Here is a 26,038-nt window from a genome sequence, read left to right as displayed (position 1 = left end):
TCAAACCCTCATTTCCTCGTACAGCCAGATGGCGATCGCTCCTCCCGTGCAAATCCTTGTAACTCTCTTCTGGTAAGCTTTCATGATTCGCGGATGAGTCTTTTGTACTTCCTGCCTCCTACCTCTTGCCTCTAATTAAAACAATCGTGTTGTCAGCTACAGTTGTATTCCAAGAAAATGGGCAACAATATTGATAAATAACTAAAAATGCAGCCTTACCTGTAAAAGATGCTGCCGTTTCATGAAACCTCGAATTATTGTTTGTGGCTTAGGACTTACCGGATACAAAACCTTTCGGTTGCTGAGACAGCAGGGAGCCTTCGTTGTTGGTATTCATCACCAATCCATCCCTGGCGAAACAGCACCAGATGTGATTGTTGGCGATTTACAAGCAGCTTCTACCCTAACAGCAGCAGGAATTCAACAGGCACACACTTTAGTAATCGCTGGATCTAAAGATGCTCTGAATTTGTCTATTATGATGCAAGCGCGGGTGCTAAATCCCCAGATTCGGATTATCAGCCGTTTTTATAATACAAATTTGGGGGAGCGCCTAGATCAAAGTTTGCCAGACCACTTGAGTATGAGTGTTGTGGGATTAGCAGCACCTGTATTCACTTTTGCAGCACTGGGAAACCGAGCGATCGGACAAATCAAATTATTTCAGCAAACTTGGCCAATTCACGAAGAATACATTGATGAAAACCACTTTTGGAAGGGTCGAAAGCTGAGTGAATTGTGGTCAGACCGATCGCGGATGCTGATTTATTACTTACCAGCAGAAGGTGAGATGGATTTGGTCTCGGCTGTGACATCTGGACAAGAAATAAAAGTGGGCGATCGCTTAATTATTGGTACCCAACCCCGCATCCGTTCTGCTCGGAGATCATTGATTAAAAAACTGCTGAAAGTCCTGACTAATCTTAGGCTTTTTCAGCAACATGGGCGAGGGGTAGTGGTGGGTGCGATTGTACTATTGGCGGTTATTGGGATTGCTACACTCACTTATATATCGGCTGAGTTAAGTGTGTCTCCTATCGATGCTCTATATTTTTCTGTAGGCATGATTACTGGAGCGGGTGGTAATGACAAAGTAGTAGAAAATGCTCCTAACAGTATTAAGTTATTTACCGTTGTGATGATGCTGGTTGGAGCAGTGGTGATTGGTATTTGGTATGCAATGCTCACCGATTTTGTCTTAGGAAGCCGCTTTAAGCAATTTTGGGATGCAGCCCGAATTCCCCAGCGATATCACTACATTGTCTGTGGCTTGAGTGGTATTGGGGTGAGAATTGTCCAGCAACTCCACGCCAGTGGACATGAAGTTGTAGTAGTTGAACCCGACTCCAACAACAAATATATCAACACCGCCCGCGAACTCGGTATTCCCGTCATTCAGGGTGATGCCAGCTTCCGCACAATACTTAAAGCCAGCAACATAGACTCTGCCGCCGCAGTCCTTGCTGTTACTAGCAATGATGCTACCAATCTGGAAATTGCCCTCAAAGCCAAAAACTTGACACCCAGCATTCCAGTGATTGTTCATTATGCCGATCCCGATTTTGCCGGCATAGCGCAACAGCTATTTGGCTTCGAGGCCGTACTGAGTCCGGCTGAACTAGCAGCCCCAGCTTTTGCTGCTGCTGCACTAGGCGGACGCATCCTTGGCAATGGCATCACAGCAGATAGTCTTTGGGTAGCTTTTGCGACTGTGATTACACCTTCACATGCCTTTTATGGTAACTGGGTGAAAGATGTAGCCATGTCCACTGACTGTGTACCTTTGTACGTAGAAAAAAACCACCAAACCCTTCATGGCTGGGATTTGCTAGAAACTCATCTCGGTACTGGGGATATTTTATATATGACAATGCCAGCAACGCGGTTATATCAATTGTGGCGGGACGAACGAGTTTGCGAATCACAGATTTAAGGCAATGCGATCGCATTACCAACCTCTTTTGTATGAGAGGTTTTAATAGTAGGGGTACAGCTTAAAGAATTGTTAAGCGAGTCTGTAATTGAGCAAGCACTCTGAGAGCTAAAAATTAAATACCATTCATTTCTTATCCAGTAGTGGCAACTATCCGCCCGCCGTGCGTTCCAGCACTAGGAATAAACCCCGTCTCTTTGAGCAGCAGCCGTAGTTCTGCGTGACGGAGTTTCGTGTCCTTATTGTTATTTTCCCACATATCAGAAAAGAAGTCTTGCATCAGCGCAATGATGCTGCGGTACTTGACGATGCTGGCAACATAGAACTCATCTAACTTCATCACCCCATCAGCATGTATCTGCTCGATGTTGTCGAGTAATATAGACCGCAGTTCATAAGGTTTTAAGCCTTCTTTTATGCCATATTTTTCCATAATCCTGCGTTTATCGTTCTCCGAACATAAATCATAGGGCGATCGAATAAGATGACCAAGATTCCGCAGGAGTTCTCCATAGTCATAAAATGTGTTCTGCTTAAAGAAAAACTTTTCATCTGAAGTCAATGTAAAACTTTTGTCCAGTACCAAACCAAAATCGGTCAAATATGTCCGTTTGCCATCGGTGAGGATGTTGCGAAAATGTGCATCGAAGTGGATGATTCCCTTTGCCCTCAAAAAGTTAATCGTCGTGCGTAAGTCATCCAGGGATTTCTGAAGTTTGTTGGGGTTTAAGAGCAGCCATGTTTCCAGAACATGTGGTATGTACTCTAGAAACAGAACCAACTCATAGTTGGCGTTCGCTCTATCTAACATATAATTCCCGGCGTTGGCACTATTGCCCCAGTACTCCACATAATCTTTTAGACGCTCCATATCGACATCCGCACGCTGCCCAGAGAACGGAATAATTCGATAATGGTACATTAGTGGGAAAGTGGCAATTGCCCCCGACAATACCCAGTTAGTTGTCTTGATATGGGTCACAAGTTCCCGGAAGACCCCAAAACCAGTGGAACCGAAGCCGTAATTACAGTAAGTTGGCAGGTTATAGAGGTTTCTGGTGGAGAACAGGTTGTCAAATTCGATGTTTGTAACCGGAAGACGTTTCACAAAGACCTTGGTTTCTCCAAAAACGATCGCGTGATTCATCCCCCAACCCATACTCGACTCATTAGACTCACTATTGTCAAACAGAGAACGCAATTGTGCATTATCCAACTGAGCGATTTGTGAACTGAGCTTGAAGTACCTCTGACTTCTAAGTTGTATATACTTCTTAGCCATTTCCCCCCGTCCAGCCACAGCATGAGAAACCGTAAGACTATTCTGAGTATTTTAACTGTTTCAGGACTTAGGCAAAATCGTCCCTCTCCAAGTCGGAGAGGGATAGACTTGAACTTTAGTTCAAGACAGGGAGAGGTTTATCGAACTCATGTTAAGTTAATTATTTACAGCCTTTTTCAATTAATTGAACTACACCATTCGCTATTCCCCACTCACATTTATTTCTTAACGATTCGTTGTTGATATTCCTGCTCAGTGATCATATCGAGAGTGTTCTCTAGGCGATCAACAAATACGATACCGTCGAGATGATCATACTCGTGTTGAAAGATGCGAGCGATAAAATCGGTTAATTCTTGATTTTGTAAGTTGCCTTGACAGTCAGTGTATTCCACTTCAATAGCTTTATACCGAGGAACTAACCCCCTAATTCCTGGAACACTTAAACAACCTTCCCAATCTTTAACAACTTCAGTTGAATGACCGATAATTTTGGGATTAATCATGGCAGTAGGTTCCATTTCCGGGGCGTTGGGATACCTGGCATTAGGATGGGAAGCGACAATAAATAAACGATAGGATTGTGCTACTTGAGGCGCAGCAATTCCCACGCCGTTAGCCTTGGCAACAGTGGCGATTAAGTCTTCAATTAATTTTTGGATATGCTCATCTTGAATATTCTCTACCCAAGCAGCTTTTTGGCGCAATGTTGGATTGCCTAATTGAATGATTGGCGTTAATTCAGTCATGATAAAACTCCTTTAGGTAATGGTGAATAGGGAGTGGGGAGTGGGGAGTGGGGAGTGGGGAGTAAGAATTTTAGATTTTAGATTAAAGAATTGAAATTTAATCCAAAATCTAAAATCCAAAATCCAAAATTGAATTGCCCAATGCCCAATAACAAACATTATCCTTCACGTCTCACGGGCAAAGTAGCAGGTTGGACACCTACTTGGACAATTTGCCCATTGCGTTCCACTTCTATTGGTAACTTAGTACCGATTTTGCTGTTTTCTACTAACTTTTGTACATCATCAATTTTAGTAACAGGCTGGCTATTAATGCTTTTAATCACATCACCAACTTTTAGTCCAGCTACAGATGCAGGCGATCGCGGTACAATCTCAACTAGCAAAACGCCCTCATCTGCTGTAATATTTAAGCGATCGCCTGTGATATTTTTGATTCTTTCTTTATTTTCTGGTGTCAATGTCACCATCTGAACACCCAAATAAGGATGATCTACCTTGCCGGTAGCAATTAATTCTTGGGCAATTTTTTGCACAGTATTGATCGGAATAGCAAATCCCAAACCTTGAGCGCCTCGGATAATAGCTGTGTTCATTGCAATTACTTGACCACGAGCATTTAGCAATGGGCCACCAGAGTTACCAGGGTTAATTGCAGCATCCGTTTGGATGTAATCAACCCGCTTGTCACTAGCACCGATATCGCTACTAGAACGACCTGTAGCACTAATAATCCCAGAAGTGACGGTATTATTCAAGCCTAATGGATTACCAATCGCAATTACTGCTTCTCCTGGTTGTAAGGCATCAGAGTTACCCACAGATAGGGTTGGCAGATTATTAGCGTCAATTTTAATCGCAGCGACATCAGTTACCGGATCTTCACCCAATACTTTACCCTCAAAAGTCCGCCCATCTTTGAGTATGACAGTCACTTTATCCGCACCATCTACTACATGAGAATTGGTTACAATTTGACCTGAGGAATTAATGATAAATCCAGAGCCACTACCCCGCTCTACCCGTTGTCTAGGTTGTGGCGCTGCGTCTCCAAAAAACCGCCGAAAAAATGGATCGTTAAATTCGTCTGGTACGCGAGAAGTGATTGTTCGCGAAGAATCAATGCGAACTACCGCAGGCCCCACTTGCTGCACTACTTTCACGATAAAATTAGGATCTCCAGACGACGAGATTATTGGCGGGGGGACAATTACTGGATTGGGTTCTATTATCTTTTGGGCTTGAGTCTGGCTTGGTTGAGTCTCAAAGGTCTTAGCAGGTAGAAGAGAGCAGCTCCCCAGGAACACCACTGCTACCCCAGATGAGAGCATCCCCAGAATATTATCTGCCCGCCATCTGTGGGGCAAACCCCTGGTATGAATATTTTTGGGCGCTGAGTGATGGTTTGTTGTCTTCATGTGTCGTTGCTTCTCCGTGTCAGTCGGTGGGTGTTAGGATCTTGCCTACCGGGTATGTCCCAAAATGATTACAACTTAAAAGCTTATTCTAGGTCTAGCGTGTCTCAATGCTAAATTAGTGCTTTCTCTTCTATTGTGACAATTAGCAGCAAAGGTGGTGGATAATGGAAATTCCCATAGAAAGTCTGTGGAGTCAGGTACTAGAGCGCCTACAGCTTGAACTGTCCCGACCCACCTTTGAAACTTGGATCAAAACTACTAGTGCGGAGCGATTAGAAAATAATTGCTTGGTTATTCGCACTCCTAACCCATTTGCTCGTAATTGGTTACAGAAGTATTACATCAATACCATTGCTCATGTAGTACAAGATATTCTGGGTCATCCTGTGGGAATTTACATTACCGTTGCTCAAGCTGATGAAGTTTCTCATTTTAGCGAACGAGAGGTTTCTTGGGAATCACCAAATCCCAGCAGTATTTCTGAAACTGTTCCTAATCATAATCAAAAAACTACTGAATTAAACTCTAAATATGTCTTTTCACGATTTGTAGTTGGTGCCAACAATCGTATGGCTCACGCTGCTTCTTTGGCAGTTGCAGAATCTCCAGGTAGGGAGTTTAATCCTTTGTTTTTATGCGGTGGTGTGGGTTTAGGTAAAACTCATCTTATGCAGGCTATTGGTCATTATCGCTGGAAAATTTGTCCTGATTGCAAAATATTTTATGTTTCTACTGAGCAGTTTACTAATGATTTAATTACAGCGATTCGTAAGGATAATATGCAAAATTTTCGAGACCATTACCGTGCTGCTGATGTTTTATTAGTTGATGATATTCAGTTTCTTGAAGGGAAGGAATACACCCAAGAAGAATTTTTTTATACTTTTAATACTTTACATGAAGCTGGTAAACAAGTTGTGATTGCTTCCGACCGTCCTCCTAACCAGATTCCTAGTTTGCAAGAACGTCTTTGTTCTCGCTTTTCTATGGGGTTAATTGCAGATATCCAAAAGCCGGATTTAGAAACTAGAATGGCAATTTTGCAGAAAAAAGCCGAGTATGAAAATATTCGTCTTCCCCGCGATGTGATTGAGTATATTGCTTCTAACTATACTTCTAATATTAGAGAATTAGAAGGAGCTTTAATTCGGGCGGTGGCTTATATCTCCATTTGGGACTTACCAATGACCGTGGAAAATATCACACCAGTTTTAGAACCACCTAACGAAAAAATGGCAGCTACCCCAGAAGCAATTTTAAAGGTTGTAGCTGGTAATTTTGATCTTTCAATAGACGACCTCAAAGGTAACTCACGACGAAGAGAGATTAGCTGGGCGCGTCAAATAGGAATGTATCTCATGCGTCAACATACATCCCTGAGTTTGCCGAGAATTGGAGAGGAGTTTGGTGGTAAAGACCATACAACGGTGATCTACAGTTGCGATAAAATTACCCAACTTCACCAGAGCGATCGCACTTTAGCACAAACACTACGTCAACTGAGCGATCGCATCAATATGAGTAGCCGTTCTCAAAAACCATCGTGAAGATTTATTTTAAGTTTTCCACAAGCAGCACCGTGAACATTAGCCTTGATGGCTGAATCCTCACGTCGAGAATATTAAGTAATGTATAAAAATTGATTAAATTTAACTCACATTAAGGAAAAAACATTACTTTTTGTGGAAAAAACTGTAGAAAACTTGATATTCTGTTGACAAAACTTAATTAAGTATAATTACCTTGTGGAAAAGATAGGGTCTTTTTCCACAAGTTTTCCACAGGTAGTTATTTGTTAAATCATTTATTAAACTGACTTGTGGCAAGTTTTCCACAATTTCCATAACTACTGCCTCAGAAAAAAGCAGACTGAAGTATGAATTATATAGTGATTATCAGTATACTTAGCAAGACTCAAGTCGGATTTCTATATTAAAAATAAAAATTGGATACCTTGCTTACGGAAATTATTAGGTTATGATATGGTACTTATGTATTATTTTGTTGATTTCAAAGTAGCCAAGTGTCTAGGAAGAAAATTGGTCAATCTGACATAATCGGACAGCAAGGCATCAATATTATTGAAGAAGTTGTCCTGAGCATGGGATTCCTCTGGTATCCAACTGGAGGTGTAGAGGCAGGTATTGACGGCATAATTGAAATCCGTGATTTCCAAACAGGCGAAGTCACAAACTGTATCCTTCAAGTTCAAAGTAAAGCTACTCAAAAAACTCTTCTTCAGGCAGAAAATGAAAACAGTTTTGAGTATCGATTTGAAGAAAGAGATATTGATTACTGGCTACAAGGCAACGCCCCAGTTATTCTCATTGTTATCAAAACTTCGACTAAAGAAGCTTTTTGGATTGCTGTAAAAGATTACTTCTGCGATGCCAAACGAATTTCTATACTGCTTTATATTACAAAGCTTTGGGAACACCCTGGCGACTGGTGAGAGATTCACGAGATTTGACTACATGCTACGTAGGTATTAGCTTCTATAAAACACTTGATCGCTCAAAATTACTAACCAGCACTGCTCAAATTTTCAACGAGCGGGGAGAAGGAGTTATTTTGCGTGGAGGGCAAGCTAAATTATCAAAAGATGATCGCCAACCTTATCTTCCACCATCAGATGCATCAAAATTGCTTTCTAATGCCTTGGCAATGTATCGGCGAGAACATCATAATTTACCCGCAAGAGTTGTACTGCATAAAACTTATCGATTTATACCAGAGGAGTTTGAAGGATTTCAGGATGCGTTGGATAAACATGGTATTGATACAGCAGAGTTTATCAGTTTCGACCGTACAGGTGGAACTAGACTATTCCGTTACGGAAAGTATCCTCCTCTACGAGGAACGCTGTTAAGTTTGGATAATTATACTCACGTTTTATACACGCGAGGTAGTGTAGATTTTTTTTCGACTTATCCAGGTATGTATGTGCCACGCCCCTTAAAGTTTCGGTGTGAAAGTGTAGAAGAAACGCCCAAAGCGCTAGCACAGGAAATTTTGGCACTGACGAAGATGAACTGGAACAATACACAGTTCGACCGAGGAGAACCGATCACCATTCGAGCAGCGAGGCAAGTGGGACATATCCTGAAATATGTGGGTAAAAATGATCCACTAGAGTTTCATTACCGCTTTTATATGTAAATGTGTACGAATAAGAATGGAACGTCAAGCCCCTGGAAGCGGCAGCCCTCCCAGGCTGGTAAGCACTTAGGGTAAGGGCTGTATCTTAACTGAGTACCATTTGCTTTTGGATCTTAGCTAACTTACGATCGCAGACGATGCCCCATTCATAGATCCATTTCCAGAAGAAGGCTGAACAGAATCGGCTGCTAAAGGATTGGTGACTTTGGAATTGCCCGCTACGCTTCGCTTCTTCTTGGTATTACCTCGTCGCACACCACCCGCCATCTCGTATTCCTGGCTGATTTTACCGTAACGGCTGGCAACTCCTAGTAACATTTTTTCTGATATTGTTATTACAGCCTGTTCTGCGTTCTTCACATCATCTGTGAGTTTGTCAATGGAGGATAAAGCAGTGTTGTAGGCAGCAAGCTTAGACCGGAGATCGTTAATTGTCGTGCTGTAAGCTTGTATAGTCAGTCCTTGGCCAAAGTCAAGTTCTATGCTGATAGATTGTAAACTTTCAATCCGGCGATCGGCTCGTTCTAAAATGCTGGAATTTCTTTTACGACGTGCCATAATGCATCTCTGCTACTAGGTTTATAGTACTGTTTTATACCAAAAAGTCTTTGATTGTCATGGGGAAATATCACAAATCAGTTGCGTAGGCATAGCCCGCACTTCTCTACAAGAGGCTGCGCCAACGACAAGCTCAGTGACCATCGTAGACATCGCATCTCCAAAAGTTTAGCTAATTTCACTTAGACTAGTTTGAAATTTCAGGTAGCAAATAATTCATAAGTTCATTACAACAATTGCTGCAATGGTTTAAGCGTTTCTTATATATGTCAGATCATTTGTTGCAAAGTATTAAGCGTTTGCAGCAACTGCTTATACATTTGCAAGAAATGCTTAAGCGTTTCTTATATATGTCAAATTATTTGTTGCAAAATATTAAGCGTTTGCAGTAACTGCTTATACATTTGCAAGAAATGCTTAAGTGTTTCTTATATATGAAAGATTATTTGTTGCAAACGTTTAAATTTTTACAGATAGAAGTTGAGTACATTACGGTTTTAGCCTAACGCATCATATTATCTAGTTATCTAGTGAAACCAGAAATTTATCTAAAGCGTAGGAGCGATACCTGCGGCGGGCGTAGCTGCGGCACTAACCAAAAAACAGCGATCGCCTATGAACAATAAGGGTGTTGTAAATATTTAACGATTTTATACTGATATATACCCAAATAAGGTAAAATAAGTCAATGAAAAACGGAATCTTGCAATGAGATTAGTAGAACGTCATATCATAAAAACAAGTCATCAGTTTTATCAACAAATACATGACTTGTGTTGGCGTTCCAAGAACCTCTATAACTATGCAAATTATTTAGTAAGGCAGTCATTTATCTTTGAAGGGAAATATCTTAACAATGCTGCTATTTTTCATTTGGTGAAGCAGCATGAGTCGTATATTGCACTGCCACGTAAAGTTAGTAATCAGATTTTGATGGTTCTACATCGAAACTGGAAATCATTTTTTGAGGCACAATCTGCTTATAATCAAAATCCATCCAAGTTTTTGGGTTGTCCGAAACTGCCCAAGTACAAGGATAAAACAAAGGGGCGAAATCTGGTAATTTATGAACTCGGCGCGATATCTAAAAAAGCTTTAAAAAAGGGACTGATTAAATTATCTCAAACTAATATTGAGTTTCCAAGTTGCCAATCTAAAATTTTGGAGGTACGATTAATCCCCAAATGTGGGCAGTATGTGATTGAAGTAGTTTATGACAAGCAGGCAACACCACAACAGCTAAATCCGAACTGGATAGCAGGTATTGATATTGGGTTAGACAACTTAGCGGCGTTAACTTCAAACAAGCCTGGGTTTAAACCAGTTCTTGTTAATGGGCGGCCACTCAAATCAATCAACCAACAATACAATAAGGTTAAGGCTAGACTTCAGTCTCAACTCAAGGGCAATGCTAAGACCTCAAAACGGATTAATGCACTCACTTGTAAGCGCAATAACCGAGTTGATAATTATCTGCATAACGCTAGTCGTTGGATTATTAATCACTTGGTAAGTCAGGGAATTGGAACATTAATTATTGGCAAGAATGACCAGTGGAAGCAGGAAATTAATCTAGGTAAAACAACTAATCAGAACTTTGTAAGTATTCCTCATACTGGTTTCATTGAGCAGTTGCAATACAAAGCTGAATTAGTGGGAATTACCGTTTTGATTAATGAGGAATCTTATACAAGCCGTTCTTCGTTCCTTGATTTAGATGCAATACCCGTTCACAAAAAAGGTGAAAAGTATACCTTTAGTGGTAAGCGAATCAAGAGGGCTTGGTATCAATCCAGGGATGGTAAAATCATCCATGCAGATATTAATGCCAGCCTGAACATTACAAGAAAAGTAGTCCCTGCGGCTTTTAGCTTAGGGATAGCGGATATTGCAGTTTATCCATTCCGAATAACACCGGGAAAAGTGGCTTAGGGATATTTGTCTATAAAGTTACTAACTGTTAGGATATCTTTCACCAAGTGAATCTGACTTATGAAATTAGTTTGCTCCCAAAGCGATCTCAGTACAAACCTCTCACTCGTCAGTCGTGCTGTACCTTCACGGCCGACTCATCCGGTACTTGCCAATGTGCTGTTACAAGCGGATGCTGAAACTAACCAAGTAAGCTTAACAGCCTTTGATCTCAGCTTGGGAATCCGCACCAGCTTTAACGCAGAGGTATGGCAAGGAGGCGCGATCGCACTTCCTGCTAAGTTACTTGTAGATATCACCTCTCGTCTTCCAGAAGGCGAAATCACTCTAGACGATGAATCAGCCCTCACAGGTGCAACATCTAGTGGGGAAGGTTTAATTGTCACACTCACACCCAAGAGTGGACATTACCAAGTACGAGCAATGGGGCCGGAAGAATTTCCTGAACTACCTGTAATTGAAAATACGGAAGTAATCTATCTCACCACCACTGCTTTAATTGAGGGCTTACGCGGCTCATTGTTTGCTACCAGTGCTGATGAAACCAAGCAAGTACTCACGGGAGTACATTTAACAGTTAAACAAGATACCTTAGAATTTGCAGCTACCGACGGACATCGCCTAGCAGTAGTAGAAACTAGCAACGAGCGTCCTCTAGGCGGAACTAGTCAACTAGAAGTGACAGTACCAGCTAGAGCATTACGCGAACTCCAACGAATGCTAGCTCATAGCGCCTCATCAGATGAACCTGTAGCTTTATATTTCGATCAAGGTCAAGTTGTGTTTGCATGGCAAAATCAACGCTTGACTAGTCGCACATTGGAAGGGCAATATCCTGCTTATCGACAACTAATCCCACGCCAATTTGAGCGACAAGTGACAATTGAGCGGCGACAATTTGTCAGCACTTTAGAGCGGATTGCTGTGCTAGCCGATCAGAAAAATAATATTGTCAAGGTCAGTATTGATAGCGAAGCCCAAGAAATTACTTTATCGTGTGAAGCTCAAGATGTGGGCAGTGGTAGAGAGTCAATGTCGGCACAGATTTCTGGAGAGAATATAGAGATTGCCTTTAACATTAAATATTTGATGGAAGGCTTGAAAGAATTACCATCTTCCGAAATTCAAATGCATTTAAATCAAAGCCTGACTCCAGTGATTTTTACACCATTGGGTGGTTTGAAAATGACCTATTTAGCTATGCCTGTGCAACTTAGAAGTTAAAAAGAATGGTATATAGCGCTTCTGGGTTGAGTTCAATATAGACCTAACCCCCAACCCCTTACGCCAGGTGCTTCAAGTCGGCGGAGCCGACGGCAGTTGCTTCTCCCAAGGGGAGACGCTACGCGAACAAGCCGGGAAACCCGTCCAACGCACTGCCTCCCCAACGCACTGGCTCCCCTATAAGGGAAGGGGAGTAAGATTCAAAGTCTCTCTCCTAAAAGGAGAGAGATTTAGAGAGAGGTTTTCCAGATATCGTGAAAAGTCAGACTAAGTAATGGCTTTTGTGCGTCAAACGTCACTCGCCTCAAGCCTGTTAACCCGTTCACGGCAGTGGCTCTCCAACCTATGGCACTTAATGGTGCGATTTGGTGATTTGGATCACCGGAATTTCAATCCAAAATTCTGTACCTAAACCTGGCTCTGAATCACATTTAAATACACCACCGTGTTTATCCACGACAATCTGATAACTAATTGACAACCCCAAGCCAGTGCCTTTTCCCACTGGCTTAGTAGTGAAAAATGGGTCGCAGATTCTTGCCTTTAAGGCTTCGGGTATTCCTGGACCATTATCTGCAATGCGAATTATTACGCTCTTGACATTGCCTTCCATCTCTCCAAGAGCAGTGCTGATAGTAATTTGATTGCTATGAGGTTTTGATTGAGATTCGCTGTGATCTTCTAGAGCATCGATCGCATTGCTCAAAACATTCATAAATACCTGATTGAGTGGCCCGGCATAGCACTCTACTAAGGGAAGGTCGCCGTACTCTTTGACTAATTTAATATCTGGACTTTCCGGTTTCGCTTTCAAGCGATGCTGCAAAATTAACAAGGTGCTATCAATGCCCTCATGAATATCAACTGGCTTCATTTCCGCTTGGTCTAGGCGAGAGAAATTCCGTAAACTCAAGACAATCTGACGGATGCGCTCAACCCCAACTTTCATGGAAGATAGAGTTTTAGGCAAATCCTCGATTAGAAATTCTAAGTCTATCTCGAATGCGCGATCGCTAATTTCAGGGCTGGGGTTGGGGGTATTTTGTAAATAGAGGTCTAGTATACTCAGTAAATCTTCAGCGTAATCGTTGACATGATTGATGTTGCCATAAATGAAGTTCACCGGGTTATTAATTTCGTGAGCAATACCAGCTACCAGTTGACCCAGTGAGGACATTTTCTCAGTTTGGATCAGTTGGGTTTGAGTTTGCTTTAAATCATCCAAAGCTAGAGTCAACTTTTGGGTCTGCTCCTTGGTCTGATTATGCAATTGAGCTTGTTGAAGTGCGACTCCAAGCTGATTGGCAATTTGAGTGATAAACTTAATTTCTGAGCTTTCCCAATGACGGGGTGCAGAGTTCTGATAAGCTGCTAGCAAGCCCCATAGCTGTTGCCCGATAAATATGGGTGCGATCGCATAAGCCCTTGCTTGAATTTGCTCTAGAGCCATAATATGGCATTGAGAGTGGCCAGCTTGATAAATGTCATCAACTGTAAAGCTTTCATTGTGACGATATCGCCCACCTTGGGTTTCCTGCAAATAGCTATCTTTCCAAACTGTCTCGGTATGGTCACTTACTACTTTTACCCAGCTATCACCGACAAATTCGGCGATATATTCACCACTCCAATCAGCCTGGAACCGGTAAACTGCAACTCGATCTACTTGTAGTGATTTACAGATTTCTTGGGTGGTTGTCTGAAAAATCGCATCTAGGTTAAGAGATTCCCTGACTTTGGTAACAACTTCAAACAATACTCGTTGTTGTTCTGCTGCTTGTTCCAAATCTAATGCCTGCTGTCGGGTCTGAGTAAGTAAATCAGCTTGCTGGACTGCTACCCCCATTTGGGCGGCAATTTGACTGAGAAAGTTAACTTCAGAAGTTTTCCATTCGCGGGGGGCAGTGTGTTGATAAGTTGCCAACAAACCCCAAAGTTTTTGTCCAACAAAAATTGGAGCAAGCACAAAAGCGTGAATTTGAAATTGCTCTAGATTGTCGATATGACACTGAGTAAACCCCATCTTGTAGATGTCATCGACTGCAAATGTTTCATTGTTGCGGTAGCGTCCTCCCTGTGTATTTTGTAAATATGTGTCATTCCAAATTGTATTAATACCTAGTTTGGACTTATTCGACCAGTATGGACTAGCAGCCTCGAAATCCCCGACAAATGCCCCACCCCAATCAGAATCAAAACGATAAACAGAAACGCGATCGGCTTTGATTAATTGACAAACCTCTTTAGTAGTGGTTTGAAAAATAGTATCTGTCTCCAGAGATTCCCGAATCTCGGCAATAACTTTAAACACAGCCTGTTGTTGTTCAAATGTCCGTTCTAACTCAACTGTGCGTCTTTTAACTTGTTTTTCTAAATTTTCATTGAAGACTTGTACCTGTTGGTATAGTTCATATTGCTGAACTGCTGAAGCAAAGTGTTTACCGAGGTCTCTAGCCAGTTCAATCTCTTCATCCGTCCATTTTTGAGCTTGTGCTTTTTTAGATTCGCGCCAAACCTCAAAGGATAAACGGGGGTACAGTTGTCTTTGATCGCTGTCATACTGCCCCGCCCAGAGAGTCTCTGTATCTATTTCCTCACGGAAAATACTTAAGTAGCCCAGCAACTGCTGACGATACTGGATTGGGATAATCAACATACTGCGAATTTTAGTTGGTTGAAAAGCAACTTGCAAAGTTCGCAAGCTAGAAGTTTTATATATATCTAAAATCGCCCAAACATCGTATTTATTTGACTTGTAGTGTTCCTGCCAGACACTATACTGCTCTATCAGTGGATATATAGTTTGTTTTGGCATCACAGGTTGCTGTCCACAGATATAAAGCTTGATACAAGTATTTCCTGGTATTAAGCATTCTGTTAAGCTAGTGACGTTGCCATTGTCCAAATCAAAAGCTTCATTTCTAATGCAAAGCCTGCCACCAACCCCATTAAAGGCAGCAACAGCAGCTTCTAGGGCTGGTTGTAGTACAATAGTCGGTAATGAATGTAGTAGGGTAGCAACGCTGTTAATGATCGCTTCCCGTTCGGCTGTTTTGCGGACTTGAGTCAGAAGGGTACTTTGAGCGATCGCCACTGAGAGTTGATCCACTACCATCTGTAGTGCTTCTAGTTCATATTCTGAAATCAAACGCGCTTGGGAATTGTGAGATACCAGCAGCCCCCAGAGTTGATCTTGATAGAGAATAGGCGCTACCACAGAGGACTTTACCCCCATTGCCGTCAAATATTCAACATGGCATAAGTCTACAGGGCGGTAACGGATCTCCTCTGATATAGTTTCTCCATTTTCCAATTCATACAGGTGACTTTGACCAATCTCTTGAGTATCAACATTCACAACAGAACGCACCCGTGATTTAATAAATAGTTCACGGGCGGTGAGTGGAATATCCTCAGCAGGAAAATTCAGCCCCAGTAGCGACGGCAAACGATTTTCGTAAATTGACTCAGCAATCACTTGACCACTACCATCGGCATGAAATTTGTAAATCATCACTCGGTCAGTTTTTAGTAGCGATCGCACCTCTGCTGTTGTCACAGTGATAATTTCTTCCAACTCTAAGCTTCGTCGGATACGGTTTGTTATGCGGCGTAATAAACTTTCTTCATGGCGACATAAGGACAAATCTTGTTCAGGGTTGGAGGTCATTGCTTATAGCAAAATAAATTAATAATTTCCAAAATAAGATAATTAAATCTAAAGCCATTTTGAGATTTATTTTATCCATTTGTCTTCAGTGAAATTACGGGCAAATCATTAATAAAAATATTTATTTCCCTTTGAGGAAAATTCATCAAAACATCACAAAAATAGACGCTAAAAGAATAGCGTCTGTACTAGCTACAAGAAAAGATTCTTGCTTTTTAGGTTTGAGTTTTTGTCATACATTGACGGAGCCAAAAAATCAACCTCTTATGTTGTCAGCAAAGCGGATTTTAAGATAGTCGTCTTCCATCTTTGCCCCTGCTGGTTGTAGTGCTGCTAAAGCTTGCGGCAAAACTAAGTTACGACGGTGGTTGCCAATAGTAATGTTTAATTCGTCTCCATTTTTGCTCAGTTGAACTTGGTTTTTAGGAATCCCAGGTAAGTAAATTTCTAAGCTGTATTGGTTCTGCTCTTGCACGACTCTCATAGTCGTTTCTTTATAATAAACCTGAGTCGGATCTTCATCTTTATAGAGCGTTTCCTTCAGGCGTTCTAAGGCAGCCAATCCGCACATTTCCTCAGAAAATAGTGGAACTTCTTTCACTGGGAGAGGGTGGAAATTATCATGGATTTCCTGGCGATATTGCTCCTGACTTTCTTTCCAACGTTGGAAAAATGGGTCTTGGACTTCATTTGGAATAATCCGATTAGCTACTATTAAATCTGTTGCGACATTATACAAACTCAGATAAGCATGGGCACGAAGAGACTCTTTAATCACCATCTTTTCGGGATTTGTTACTAGACGTACTGAGGTTTGAGTATTGTCTGTTAATACTTTTTCCAGAGCTTCAATTTGTTCATAAAACTCATAAGGTGCATCCATCACCTCTTTATCTGGTAGCGAAAAACCAGCAATTGGCCTAAAAAAAGGTTCAACCAGAGGCCGAAGTGCTACGGAGATGTTTTGAAATGGTTTGTAGAAACGGCGCATATACCAGCCACCAACTTCAGGTAAACTCAGTAAGCGCAGTGCTGTGCCGGTGGGGGCTGAATCGATAATTAAGACATCAAACTCACCTTCATCGTAATGGCGTTTCATCCTTACCAAGCCAAAAATCTCATCCATGCCTGGTAAAATGGCCAATTCTTCCGCCTGTACGCCGTCTAAACCCCTTGCCTGTAAAACTTGGGTAATATAACGTTTCACAGCACCCCAGTTTCCTTCCAGTTCTTGCAGTGCATCCAGTTCTGCACCCCACAGATTTGGGCGAATTTTTTGGGGTGCATGTCCCAGTTCCATATCAAAACTGTCTGCCAGGGAGTGAGCGGGATCTGTACTTAAAACCAATGTCTGATAGCCTAGTTCCGCACAACGGAGTCCAGTTGCAGCAGCGACGGAAGTTTTGCCCACGCCGCCTTTACCGGTCATTAAAATTACACGCATAGATGCTTCTGTCCTGCTTGAGGATTTTATTACATTTATTTACAATTTAGCCTATATTCCTATAACTTAGTAAATACAAGGCTTTTAAACACATAGGCAAAGTAATGTCTAATTCTTATCTTAAATTAGATTTAAAATGGTCGCCAAAAACCGTATTTTTTAAAATAAATGTATATTTTTTTACTTATCACTTTTAGCTCACCAGACACCCAATACCATCTTTACACTAAAAATACTTTGAGTATTACTTGAAGTATTTTGACTATATGCTCTATGGCAGCATATTCCATTGACTTACGACATAAAATATTAAGTGCGTGGCAAAACAGAGAGACACGCAGAGAGAATTAGTAAAGTTAAGTTTAATTGCGCCTAACTACTTACCCAGACTTTTATAGCCTAAGTATTTGCATTTATGGAAATGATTAATTATAAAAACTAAGTAGGTGGGCAGAATAAAAGCCAACTATGTAAATTTATGTAAAGTGCCAAAAAGGCTTTGAATATAAGCTTTTAAGCAATTTACATTTCTTAATTTAGTTGTATTTTTTAACGCCCACCTACTTACCCCCATACATTCTTTTACTCTTCCCTATTCTCCATCCTAAGCGATATGATAAATACATTTCTGACGAGACTCTCATAAATGGCTTTAAATATCCGGGTACAATCTCTACGAAATACTTATAAATTCCTCAAAAACTCTATATTAGAAAAATATCCACTTTTTCCTGGGGTGCTAACTGCATTCTTATCAGTGGGATTATGGCAAGTAAGTGCTTGGAATAGCTTGGAATTATTAGGATTTAACTTAATATTCCGCACCCGTAACTATCTACCGCATTCTAGTTGGGATCAACGTATAGCAGTAATTGGTATTGATGATCGTACATTACAAGAATATGGGCAGTTCCCCTTATCACGCGATCGCTATACTCAATTATTAGAAACCCTAGAAGCTACCCCTCCCGCAGCGATTGGCTTTGATATTCTTTTTACCGAACCCACAAATCATGATGCTGAACTAGCAGAAGCAATGGCGATTAACGGTAGAGTTGTCTTAGCAGTTGCCCCTAGTCTACAGCAACAAACCCTGCATCCTGTGGCAATTTTAGATCGTGTCACTAGCAAAGGACACATAGCCAGTAATGCTGATTTTGACGGCATCACTCGGCAATATTTTCTCTATATCGATCAAGTCCCTTCTCTGGGCATTAAGTTACTAGAAACATACAACAATAGTGTGCAGCACACCTTCACAGCAAACACAAATAAAAACCAAAAATCTTTGATTCCCATTCCATCTCTGGAATCAGGAATGAACGAAAAATCCGTCTGGATTAACTGGATAGAACCAACACTGAAAATCCCCACCTATTCCTTTGCCGATGTTTTACAGAAAAAAATAGATTTAGCCAAACTTAAAAACAAAATTGTCTTAGTTGGGTTAACTGCTACTGGTACAAACGATCCTGTGAAAACTCTCTTCGAGCAAATAGTAGCCACTTCTGGTGTTTATATACACGCCGCAGTCCTGGATAATCTACTCAATCAGCGATTTCTGCGAAGATTACCTTGGCAATTTGAACTTTTGCTACTATTTATTATAAGTATTACGGGAACCATAATACTAACTCCCCAAAAATTTTACCAACGAATTCTGCTACTAGGACTACTATCCCTAACTTGGTTTAGTTTATCAGTATTAGCCCTTACAACCACTAATCTTTGGTTACCTACTGCTGCACCCATTGGTACTATTCTTTTAGCTGGATTAAGTGTGCAGTGGCAAGAACAAAAAGAAAAACAACAATTAATGAGTTTATTTGCTAGTCACGTTTCTCGCGAGACAGCAGCATTAATCTGGCAAAATCGCACCGAAATTTTCCAAAACGGGCAATTAGATGCCAAAGAAATGGTAGTAACGGTTTTATTTAGCGATATCCGCAGCTTTGCTACAATTTCGGAAGTGATGAAGCCACGAGAGCTACTCAACTGGTTAAACACCTATCTGGGGGCAATGGCTGAATGTGTTCACGAGTATCATGGAGTAATTGATAAATACATTGGTGATGCCGTTATGGCTGTTTTTGGCATTCCCTTTCCCCACACGCAAGCAGAAGAAATTCAGCAAGATGCCATTAATGGTGTCTCTGCGGCCATGGCTATGCAGGAAAGATTAATACTATTAAATAAAAAACTGGAACAGCTTGGTCAACCTGCTATTCATATTGGTATCGGTATTCATACAGGTTTAGTAGTTGTTGGTAGTATTGGCGGATCTCAACGATTAAACTATTCTGTATTAGGAGATGCTGTCAATATTGCTGCTCGTTTGGAACAACTCAATAAAAATACGCAAGAAGGAAATCCTAATAACATCTTAGTTAGTGAGACAACATACCAGCTAATCAAGGATATTTTTTATACCCAAAGAATACAAGAGTTAAAACTGCGAGGAAGGCAAAAACTGACTATGATTTATTCTGTAACTGAGATTAAAAGCTCAGTGGATTTAATAGATAAGTATTGAAAAGCGACACTAGAAACTTTAAAAGTTTACATTAGTCATATATTTATAACTGAATAATTTTCAGATGAACTATAAAGTGTAAAATATTATAAGTAAGTGAATAGATATCTAATTGCAGGAATAGTCACAACTGTATTATGGAACACCCTGTTATGTAAGGGTTGGACACAACCAGCCCAATGTATTTCTCAAAGCTTGTCAGAAGTTAGCAACTCTGTTAATAATTTTCGACAGGGCGATGTTATCGTCATTGGGAAAGTACCAAATCGTCCTTATGTAGTCGTTGTTCCCGGTCAATCAGAGCAGTTATTAAATGTTGTCAGACGCTATGTTACCGACGCATTTTTAGCACAACATAGGCTTGGTGCTTATATCTATGCTGGAGGATCTGCAAATAGGCATGAAGCGGAATGTTTATCTTCTGTGTTGAGATCCCACGGGTTAGATGCAAGAGTCGTCTATTTCCATTGATTGACATACTCCCTGTACCTTTAGGTATAGGGATTCTAATTCATGGTTCATACAAATACGCGTATAAATCCGTGCTACAAGCACGTAGCTCTATACCCAAATTCTCGGTAAAGGTAGAAAGTTTTATGAAAGCTTGGTGGGCAGGTTTAATGCTGGCTATGGTTGGGTTAGTTATTGCAATTCATGCTTTAGCGGCTGATTCACTGAGAGTAAAGAGTAATCAGTGGGTAGAAGTACGACGCCCCATCGGACAAGTTATTTATTCGCGTGGACAAACATCTCAACCAGTCCACAATGGAATGCGATTACAATCGGTCGGTGATACCATCACCACCAAACAAGGTTCTAGTGTAGTGCTGGGAATTGATGTAGGTACTGGTTTCGTTAAAGTTTCTGAAAACACAACTATAACCGTACAAAAGCTGGAAATAGGCAACAAAGGCGAACGCATTACAGAATTACTTGTCCGGTCTGGTCAAGTAAGCCTACAGGTTCGTCGCCTAACTAATGATGCCTCTCGTGTAGAAATTAAAACCCCGGCTGGAGTTGCTGGAGTCCGAGGAACTGAGTTTGGCGTGAGCGTTCAAAATGACGGGAAAATGGGTGTTGCAACTAAAAAAGGAGCAGTAGCTACCTCTGCTCAAGGACAAACAGTGCTGGTAAATGCTAGATTTCAAAATCTGACTATCCCTGGACAACCACCCTCACCAGCAGTTCCTTTGCGAGAAGATACTCGTTTGAATGTTAGTCAACTTCTAGCTACAGGTAGACGAGTCCAGATTGTTGGTACTGTTGATCCGGTAAATATACTGTTAATTAATCAACAGCCTCAAAATGTTAATTCAAATGGCAGATTTGATGTTACTGTTCCTTTACCTTCTAACCACAAAGTAGAAGCTAAAGTGTCAACACCGTTAGGGACAAAACAACTATATCAACTGATAGTTCCTTAAACTACAATAGTATTGCTATTACTGATGAAAATGCTCTTAATTGGTTTAATCATTGTGGTTTATTTTTTGAGCCTATTAGATAGCTCTTTTTCTGGCTGGTTTGTTCGCAAACTGCTGTAATTGTTTAACTATTATTAATCTGAGTAAATAAAAATACCTCTAGATATCAGTTCTAAAGGTATTTACTATGATGGTTTTTTTGTTGCCAATTCAGATGCAACCAGTGTGCTGCACATTGCTTACCAAGTTGCTTATAAGTAAAAGATTTCCACCATTTGCCCTGGCTCTAAGAGGATGTTTGAAAAGTATTTTTGGTAACATCAAAGCCTCCCAAACATAACCCCCCTAGCCCCCTTTCCCTACAAGGGAATGGGGGTTTCAAAGCCTCTCTACCTTTCGGGGAGAGGTTTGGAGAGGGGTTCGTAGTATACTTTGCGACTTTTCAAACATCCTCTAAGTTTAGTTCTTATTCCAGAGACTTAAAAATGCTTGAGAGATGACTGGAGTGATCTGACTTTGTAAGTAAGTCAGTGCATCACGATGGTTTTGATTGTTGTCATCATAATAAGTGAACACATTCGTCAGCTTGACAATCTCAGGATTTTGATCATTTGTCCCCCTCCATTTGTTAGTAACTTTGTGTAAAACGTCTTTAGGTATATTTTGTTGTAAGTTATTTAAGGCTGCGATGTAAGAAGGATTTTGAGGATTCTTTTTGAATTGGAGCCACAAATCTATCAGCTTGAGTTGGGACTGGGGCTGGGGCTGGGGTTTATCTGTTAGACTAGGTTGCTGTAGAATTTGACGCTGTTCAATAGTGGCAATGCCATTTTCAGTTAAACCCTGAGATTTCTGAAATTTCTTGACTGCTATATAAGTGGCTGGCCCATAAAAAGGCTTGTCTGGAGGAATTTCGGTATTGGTTGCAAAACCGTGAAACTTCAATCTATTCTGAAGCCCTTTAACTGTATCTTCCATTACAGTTCGAGTGTCGGAATCAGCGTTACCATTTACCACAAGTTTTTGTGAGTATTGTTTCTGAAACTTTTTAATCGCCTCTTCGGTAGGATCATCTGTCAAGAAGTTGTTATTCCGCTTCCAGGGAGCAAATTTTGTGAGATCAGGCTTAGGATCAATCTCAGGAGCTAAATATCCCAGCCCGATCAATATATGACGGATGACTTCAGGGCTACTAACGGCCATTCTTTTTGGTTCCTTTGCTACTAAAATACCATTTAATGTTGTATCTTGTTTTACAAAAATTACGTAAGTAGAAATAAATAAATCTAACATATCTTATTAAGGCGTTGCAAAAGTTAAGCGATGTGTGACGACAAGCTGGTTCTCTAGGAGAGGTTTGGGCGTAGGCGACTACACACGGGGAAAAAGAAAGATGGTTTTAAGTCTTGGTGAGCGATCGCTTCTTCTCAACTATTGATGATACTACGCAATGTTTCCTTGACACCAGTTTGCAACCGGCTCACCGTACTTGTGCGATCGCTCCAAAAAGTGTCTACCTCGATCAGCAAGCGCAGACTTATATTCAACAATTGGAGCGATCGCTCTTATTTTAAGAACTGCTGCGATCGTTTTTAGCTATTTCACCATCTCATTGCTCAGTAACCAAAAAACCAAACTGCGATTTAATATTCCAGCGCTTACCGTCGTGAAGCAGCAGCGTTAATTTGTCGGCGGTAAACTCAAAATGCAACTGACGTTTTTCAAACTCTGGCCAAGCAGCTTTAAAGTTTTGCTTTGTTAAATCCCGAAACGCAACCGTCATGTGGGGCGCAAAAGGGCGGGTTTTAGAAACCTGATCAACAATTCCCAAGTTGCTTTCTGTATAAGCCATTAAATCAGCTTGCAAAGTTAAAAGCTCTTGACTTATGACGACATTAATGTATATGACACGAGGCGCAAAGGCATCAAACCCCCTGAGTGTAATTGCTAATGGCTGTTGTCCACTAGCAAACTCCTTCAAAGAGGCTTCTAGCACTGGTAAGTTAGCGTCTGCCCATTCAAAGGGCGGTTGCAGGGTAACATGAGGCGGAGACTTTAGCGCCCCGCTACTAGCATAGCGATCGGCAAAGTAGTGCTTAATCTGGTTGGCGTGGTCTTGAATATCTTGCGGTGGTAAAAGGGCGACAAAAAAACGGCTCATCTATCTATATTAATTATTTTTATTGCTTAGTAATTGGTGATCGGTGGGAAAACTTAGGAAAGGCGGATCGAGTTGGCGCTTGATCCGCGATGTTGTGTAACGAAAGAGAAAATTAAATGAGGGATCAAATTATTCTGTCTGATGAGGATGTTCTTTCTATGGCTCAGGATGCTAACTTTACTGAGGCTTCAACATCAACAGGTGAAGAATTGATGGAGACTATGGCGAATTTGCTATTTAATAACACCGGCTTACAAAAGGACACGGCTGAAGCCTGGGCTGCGAATGGACTGAACTGTAAGGTTTTACTAGCTCAGGGTGGCGGCTGGCAGAAAGGTAAAATCCGAATTCGCTTTGAATTTGTTCCTGACAAGCCGACACCAACAAAACCACTGATTCCCACTAACTCAACATCTCCACTCGATGATCTGCGATCGCACCTAGAGGTTTAACAGTCACAGATGCGTCGCTTCTGCTGTTTTAGTTAAATCTTCAGTAAATCGCTGTAGTTTGTGTATATTGCTACTCAAATGCTACTCAAAAATAGTAGTAACTTAAGCAGGATGTCCATTGTAACTGGAGTAAATAAGCTGATGCCGTGGTTTGTAAAAATTGAAGAAGGCAAAGTTGATAAGCCGACCTTTGACCAATATGTACCTGCCCACAAAGCCTACATTCAGGACTTAATTGCTAAAGGACACAAAGCGCGAACAGGCTATTGGGCGGAGCAAAGAGGCGGGATGTTGCTGTTTGAGGCAGCCTCAAAGGATGAAGCAGAAGCGATTGTAGCTGATGACCCCTTGGTACAACATGGCTGCGTCAACTATCAGCTTTATGAATGGCGAATTGTTATGGAATAATACACACTTACTGACTTTTAATGTTATGCTTTTAGAAGACCTGGATCTATGCGATCGCAACACCCAAATCTTGTCAGAACCGGAAGGTAGCAGCAACACGGGAGGCTTGTGGTAGGCGTAGTCTCCGGGTCGCCCTATTTTTAGGAGCGTTCAGCAAAAATGCCTGGTTTTGGAGATATTGTTCAAAAAGCTTTTTACCTCGGTGTTGGATTAGCTTCTTACGCAGGTGAGAAAGCAGGGGGAAAATTAGCCCAAGTGCGATCGCAAGTCCAAAAACTGGCAGATGAAATGGTGGCAAAGGGCGAAATGAACACCGAAGAAGCCCGCCGCTTCGTTGACGATATGATGAAGCAAGCCCAACAGCCGCAAGCATCTGGTGAAACTTCACCAGAAACACCCCCTTCTGAACCTCGGCGCATTGAAATTTTAGAGGAAGATGAAGAACCAACGGTGAAACAGGCATCAACTGATGAAAATGTGGATAAATTACGCCAAGAAGTGCTAGACCTGCAAGACGAGTTAAAACGATTGCAACGCGATTAATAAAAAGCATTGTTTGATCGAAATATCAGTAATAAGTGGCACTTCAGTTAGAAACTTGATAAGATACATTGCCTAGTGTGTACTCTAGTGCTTCAAGCCAGATAGCACAAACCGTCTTGTTTATAGCCTGTAAGGGCTTCAAGTTTATGGAACAGTGGCAAAAAGATTTAGTAGAAATCGTCGAAATAGTGGCTGATGAAGTAGAGCGTTTCTTCCTGGGAATGAATGAAATGGTAGACGCTTTTTTTGAGCTAACGGAAGAAATGATCGATCAAGTCCCTAATATTGTCACTGAAGTCGATCAGTATTTACAGGATTTTGCTGAACCAATGTTGGAAGCTTACTGGGAATTAGAAGACATTGTAGCAGATGTAGATCCGGGTTTTCCTTATTCAGTTGAACCCACAGCCGAAAAAAATCCTGCCTGTATCGGTTGTAGTCACTACCACGGTCAAGTTTATGGTGGTAATTTGTTAGTTTGTGCCATGCATCCCCACGGTTGTGAAGATGAGAATTGTCCTGACTGGGAGAAGGAAGAGTAGAGACGTGATTAATCGCGTCTGTACAGGAGTTATAAAATTAATAAAAAGATGTAAAGACAAGTAAAATAACCAATGACAACTGATAAATTAACTGAAAGTGTATCCCACGCAAGCCAAGAAATTAAGTATGGCGAACGCGACATTGCGGAAGGTAAACTAATTACTTTTCCGAATCCGCGTGTGGGGAGGCGATATGACATCAACATTACTTTGCCGGAATTTACTTGTAAATGTCCGTTTTCTGGTTATCCTGACTTTGCGACAATTTATGTTAGCTATGTGCCTGATGAACGGGTAGTAGAATTGAAGGCACTTAAGCTTTATATTAATAGTTACCGCGATCGCTACATTTCCCACGAAGAATCTGCAAATCAAATTTTGGATGATTTTGTAGCTGCTTGTCATCCGTTGGAAGTGACGGTGAAAGCAGATTTTACGCCTCGCGGTAATGTACATACCGTGGTTGAAGTGCGTCACCAAAAGTAATACAGCAGAATTCAGGAGTCATAATTCAGAATTGGTGAATGGGCTACGCCCCGCTTTGCTAACAGAAGTAAAACACGCTTTATAATAAGTACCTCTAGTAATTTCCCAATTTGTAGCGGT

General features: G+C 41.2%; 23 protein-coding genes and 1 other RNA gene. 16 read left to right on the top strand and 8 right to left on the bottom strand.

Features of this window, described 5'->3' with window-relative positions:
* Positions 1–241: 241 nt before the first annotated feature.
* Positions 242–1,933 (top strand): NAD-binding protein, encoded by a 1,692-nt coding sequence (locus PUQ00_RS17050; RefSeq protein ID WP_300418809.1) that lies wholly within the window; start codon positions 242–244, stop codon positions 1,931–1,933.
* Positions 1,934–2,066: 133 nt separating this feature from the next.
* Here PUQ00_RS17050 and PUQ00_RS17045 read toward each other — a convergent pair whose 3' ends face one another.
* From PUQ00_RS17045 to PUQ00_RS17035, 3 genes are all read right to left on the bottom strand, one after another.
* The gene (locus PUQ00_RS17045; RefSeq protein WP_300418808.1) at positions 2,067–3,215 is read right to left on the bottom strand and encodes a hypothetical protein; all 1,149 of its coding nucleotides are present in this window, start codon (positions 3,213–3,215) and stop codon (positions 2,067–2,069) included.
* Between the two features lie 218 nt (positions 3,216–3,433).
* A complete protein-coding gene (gene def, locus PUQ00_RS17040; RefSeq protein ID WP_300418806.1) occupies positions 3,434–3,964 on the bottom strand; it encodes a peptide deformylase in 531 nt (176 codons plus the stop codon).
* A gap of 158 nt (positions 3,965–4,122) precedes the next feature.
* Positions 4,123–5,382: an HhoA/HhoB/HtrA family serine endopeptidase gene (locus tag PUQ00_RS17035; RefSeq protein WP_300418804.1), complete on the bottom strand. Its 1,260-nt coding sequence runs from the start codon at positions 5,380–5,382 to the stop codon at positions 4,123–4,125.
* Positions 5,383–5,546: 164 nt separating this feature from the next.
* Here PUQ00_RS17035 and dnaA point away from each other — a divergent pair, with 164 nt between their 5' ends.
* The 3 genes from dnaA (at position 5,547) to PUQ00_RS17020 (ending at position 8,541) form a co-directional block, all read left to right on the top strand.
* Entirely contained in the window at positions 5,547–6,929 is a 1,383-nt protein-coding gene (gene dnaA, locus PUQ00_RS17030) for a chromosomal replication initiator protein DnaA (RefSeq protein ID WP_300418803.1), read from the top strand.
* A 476-nt stretch (positions 6,930–7,405) separates the two neighbouring features.
* A complete protein-coding gene (locus PUQ00_RS17025; RefSeq protein WP_300418801.1) occupies positions 7,406–7,834 on the top strand; it encodes a DUF4365 domain-containing protein in 429 nt (142 codons plus the stop codon).
* 14 nt (positions 7,835–7,848) lie between these two features.
* The gene (locus PUQ00_RS17020) at positions 7,849–8,541 is read left to right on the top strand and encodes a hypothetical protein (RefSeq protein WP_300418799.1); all 693 of its coding nucleotides are present in this window, start codon (positions 7,849–7,851) and stop codon (positions 8,539–8,541) included.
* A 117-nt stretch (positions 8,542–8,658) separates the two neighbouring features.
* Here the strand turns inward: PUQ00_RS17020 and PUQ00_RS17015 are convergent, their stop codons facing one another.
* The gene (locus PUQ00_RS17015) at positions 8,659–9,099 is read right to left on the bottom strand and encodes a hypothetical protein (RefSeq protein WP_300418798.1); all 441 of its coding nucleotides are present in this window, start codon (positions 9,097–9,099) and stop codon (positions 8,659–8,661) included.
* A gap of 708 nt (positions 9,100–9,807) precedes the next feature.
* Here PUQ00_RS17015 and PUQ00_RS17010 point away from each other — a divergent pair.
* Positions 9,808–11,031 (top strand): transposase, encoded by a 1,224-nt coding sequence (locus PUQ00_RS17010; RefSeq protein ID WP_300418796.1) that lies wholly within the window; start codon positions 9,808–9,810, stop codon positions 11,029–11,031.
* 60 nt (positions 11,032–11,091) lie between these two features.
* Complete coding sequence (dnaN, locus tag PUQ00_RS17005) at positions 11,092–12,255, top strand: DNA polymerase III subunit beta (protein WP_300418794.1); 1,164 nt, start codon at positions 11,092–11,094, stop codon at positions 12,253–12,255.
* A 352-nt stretch (positions 12,256–12,607) separates the two neighbouring features.
* Here the strand turns inward: dnaN and PUQ00_RS17000 are convergent, their stop codons facing one another.
* Both PUQ00_RS17000 and PUQ00_RS16995 read right to left on the bottom strand, forming a co-directional pair.
* Entirely contained in the window at positions 12,608–15,925 is a 3,318-nt protein-coding gene (locus PUQ00_RS17000; RefSeq protein ID WP_300418792.1) for a GAF domain-containing protein, read from the bottom strand.
* 256 nt (positions 15,926–16,181) lie between these two features.
* Positions 16,182–17,369: a TRC40/GET3/ArsA family transport-energizing ATPase gene (locus PUQ00_RS16995; RefSeq protein ID WP_300418790.1), complete on the bottom strand. Its 1,188-nt coding sequence runs from the start codon at positions 17,367–17,369 to the stop codon at positions 16,182–16,184.
* Positions 17,370–18,015: 646 nt separating this feature from the next.
* Between PUQ00_RS16995 and PUQ00_RS16990 the strand changes: the two genes are divergently transcribed.
* The 3 genes from PUQ00_RS16990 to PUQ00_RS16980 all read left to right on the top strand — a co-directional run bounded on the left by PUQ00_RS16990 (position 18,016) and on the right by PUQ00_RS16980 (position 21,326).
* On the top strand, positions 18,016–19,902 hold the full coding sequence (locus PUQ00_RS16990; RefSeq protein ID WP_300418789.1) for an adenylate/guanylate cyclase domain-containing protein: 1,887 nt from the start codon (positions 18,016–18,018) through the stop codon (positions 19,900–19,902).
* Positions 19,903–19,998: 96 nt separating this feature from the next.
* Positions 19,999–20,373, top strand: a complete 375-nt coding sequence (locus PUQ00_RS16985) for a hypothetical protein (protein ID WP_300418787.1) — start codon at positions 19,999–20,001, stop codon at positions 20,371–20,373.
* 125 nt (positions 20,374–20,498) lie between these two features.
* A complete protein-coding gene (locus PUQ00_RS16980) occupies positions 20,499–21,326 on the top strand; it encodes a FecR family protein (RefSeq protein ID WP_300418785.1) in 828 nt (275 codons plus the stop codon).
* Between the two features lie 459 nt (positions 21,327–21,785).
* Here the strand turns inward: PUQ00_RS16980 and PUQ00_RS16975 are convergent, their stop codons facing one another.
* A complete protein-coding gene (locus PUQ00_RS16975) occupies positions 21,786–22,619 on the bottom strand; it encodes a peptidoglycan-binding domain-containing protein (protein ID WP_300418783.1) in 834 nt (277 codons plus the stop codon).
* Between the two features lie 116 nt (positions 22,620–22,735).
* Between PUQ00_RS16975 and PUQ00_RS16970 the strand changes: the two genes are divergently transcribed.
* A complete protein-coding gene (locus tag PUQ00_RS16970) occupies positions 22,736–22,900 on the top strand; it encodes a hypothetical protein (RefSeq protein WP_300418781.1) in 165 nt (54 codons plus the stop codon).
* Between the two features lie 35 nt (positions 22,901–22,935).
* On the opposite strand, the gene PUQ00_RS16965 is transcribed toward PUQ00_RS16970, so the two are convergent.
* Entirely contained in the window at positions 22,936–23,487 is a 552-nt protein-coding gene (locus tag PUQ00_RS16965) for a 2'-5' RNA ligase family protein (RefSeq protein ID WP_300418779.1), read from the bottom strand.
* A gap of 116 nt (positions 23,488–23,603) precedes the next feature.
* Between PUQ00_RS16965 and PUQ00_RS16960 the strand changes: the two genes are divergently transcribed.
* The 6 genes from PUQ00_RS16960 to queF all read left to right on the top strand — a co-directional run bounded on the left by PUQ00_RS16960 (position 23,604) and on the right by queF (position 25,918).
* Positions 23,604–23,939, top strand: coding sequence for a KGK domain-containing protein (locus tag PUQ00_RS16960; RefSeq protein WP_300418777.1), 336 nt, complete (start codon positions 23,604–23,606; stop codon positions 23,937–23,939).
* 141 nt (positions 23,940–24,080) lie between these two features.
* Positions 24,081–24,347 (top strand): YciI family protein, encoded by a 267-nt coding sequence (locus PUQ00_RS16955; RefSeq protein WP_292767049.1) that lies wholly within the window; start codon positions 24,081–24,083, stop codon positions 24,345–24,347.
* A 37-nt stretch (positions 24,348–24,384) separates the two neighbouring features.
* Positions 24,385–24,481: signal recognition particle sRNA small type (gene ffs, locus PUQ00_RS16950), an RNA gene on the top strand.
* A gap of 25 nt (positions 24,482–24,506) precedes the next feature.
* Positions 24,507–24,890: a phasin family protein gene (locus tag PUQ00_RS16945; RefSeq protein WP_300418774.1), complete on the top strand. Its 384-nt coding sequence runs from the start codon at positions 24,507–24,509 to the stop codon at positions 24,888–24,890.
* A gap of 146 nt (positions 24,891–25,036) precedes the next feature.
* Positions 25,037–25,432, top strand: a complete 396-nt coding sequence (locus PUQ00_RS16940) for a hypothetical protein (protein ID WP_300418773.1) — start codon at positions 25,037–25,039, stop codon at positions 25,430–25,432.
* Positions 25,433–25,504: 72 nt separating this feature from the next.
* The gene (gene queF, locus PUQ00_RS16935) at positions 25,505–25,918 is read left to right on the top strand and encodes a preQ(1) synthase (protein WP_300418772.1); all 414 of its coding nucleotides are present in this window, start codon (positions 25,505–25,507) and stop codon (positions 25,916–25,918) included.
* The last annotated feature ends 120 nt before the right edge of the window (positions 25,919–26,038 follow it).

It is taken from the genome of Nostoc sp. S13 (genome assembly GCF_029379315.1).
Classification (GTDB): Bacteria; Cyanobacteriota; Cyanobacteriia; order Cyanobacteriales; family Nostocaceae; genus Nostoc.
The sequence above is the reverse complement of the archived record's forward strand: the minus strand, read 5'-3'. Positions and strand labels throughout refer to the sequence as shown.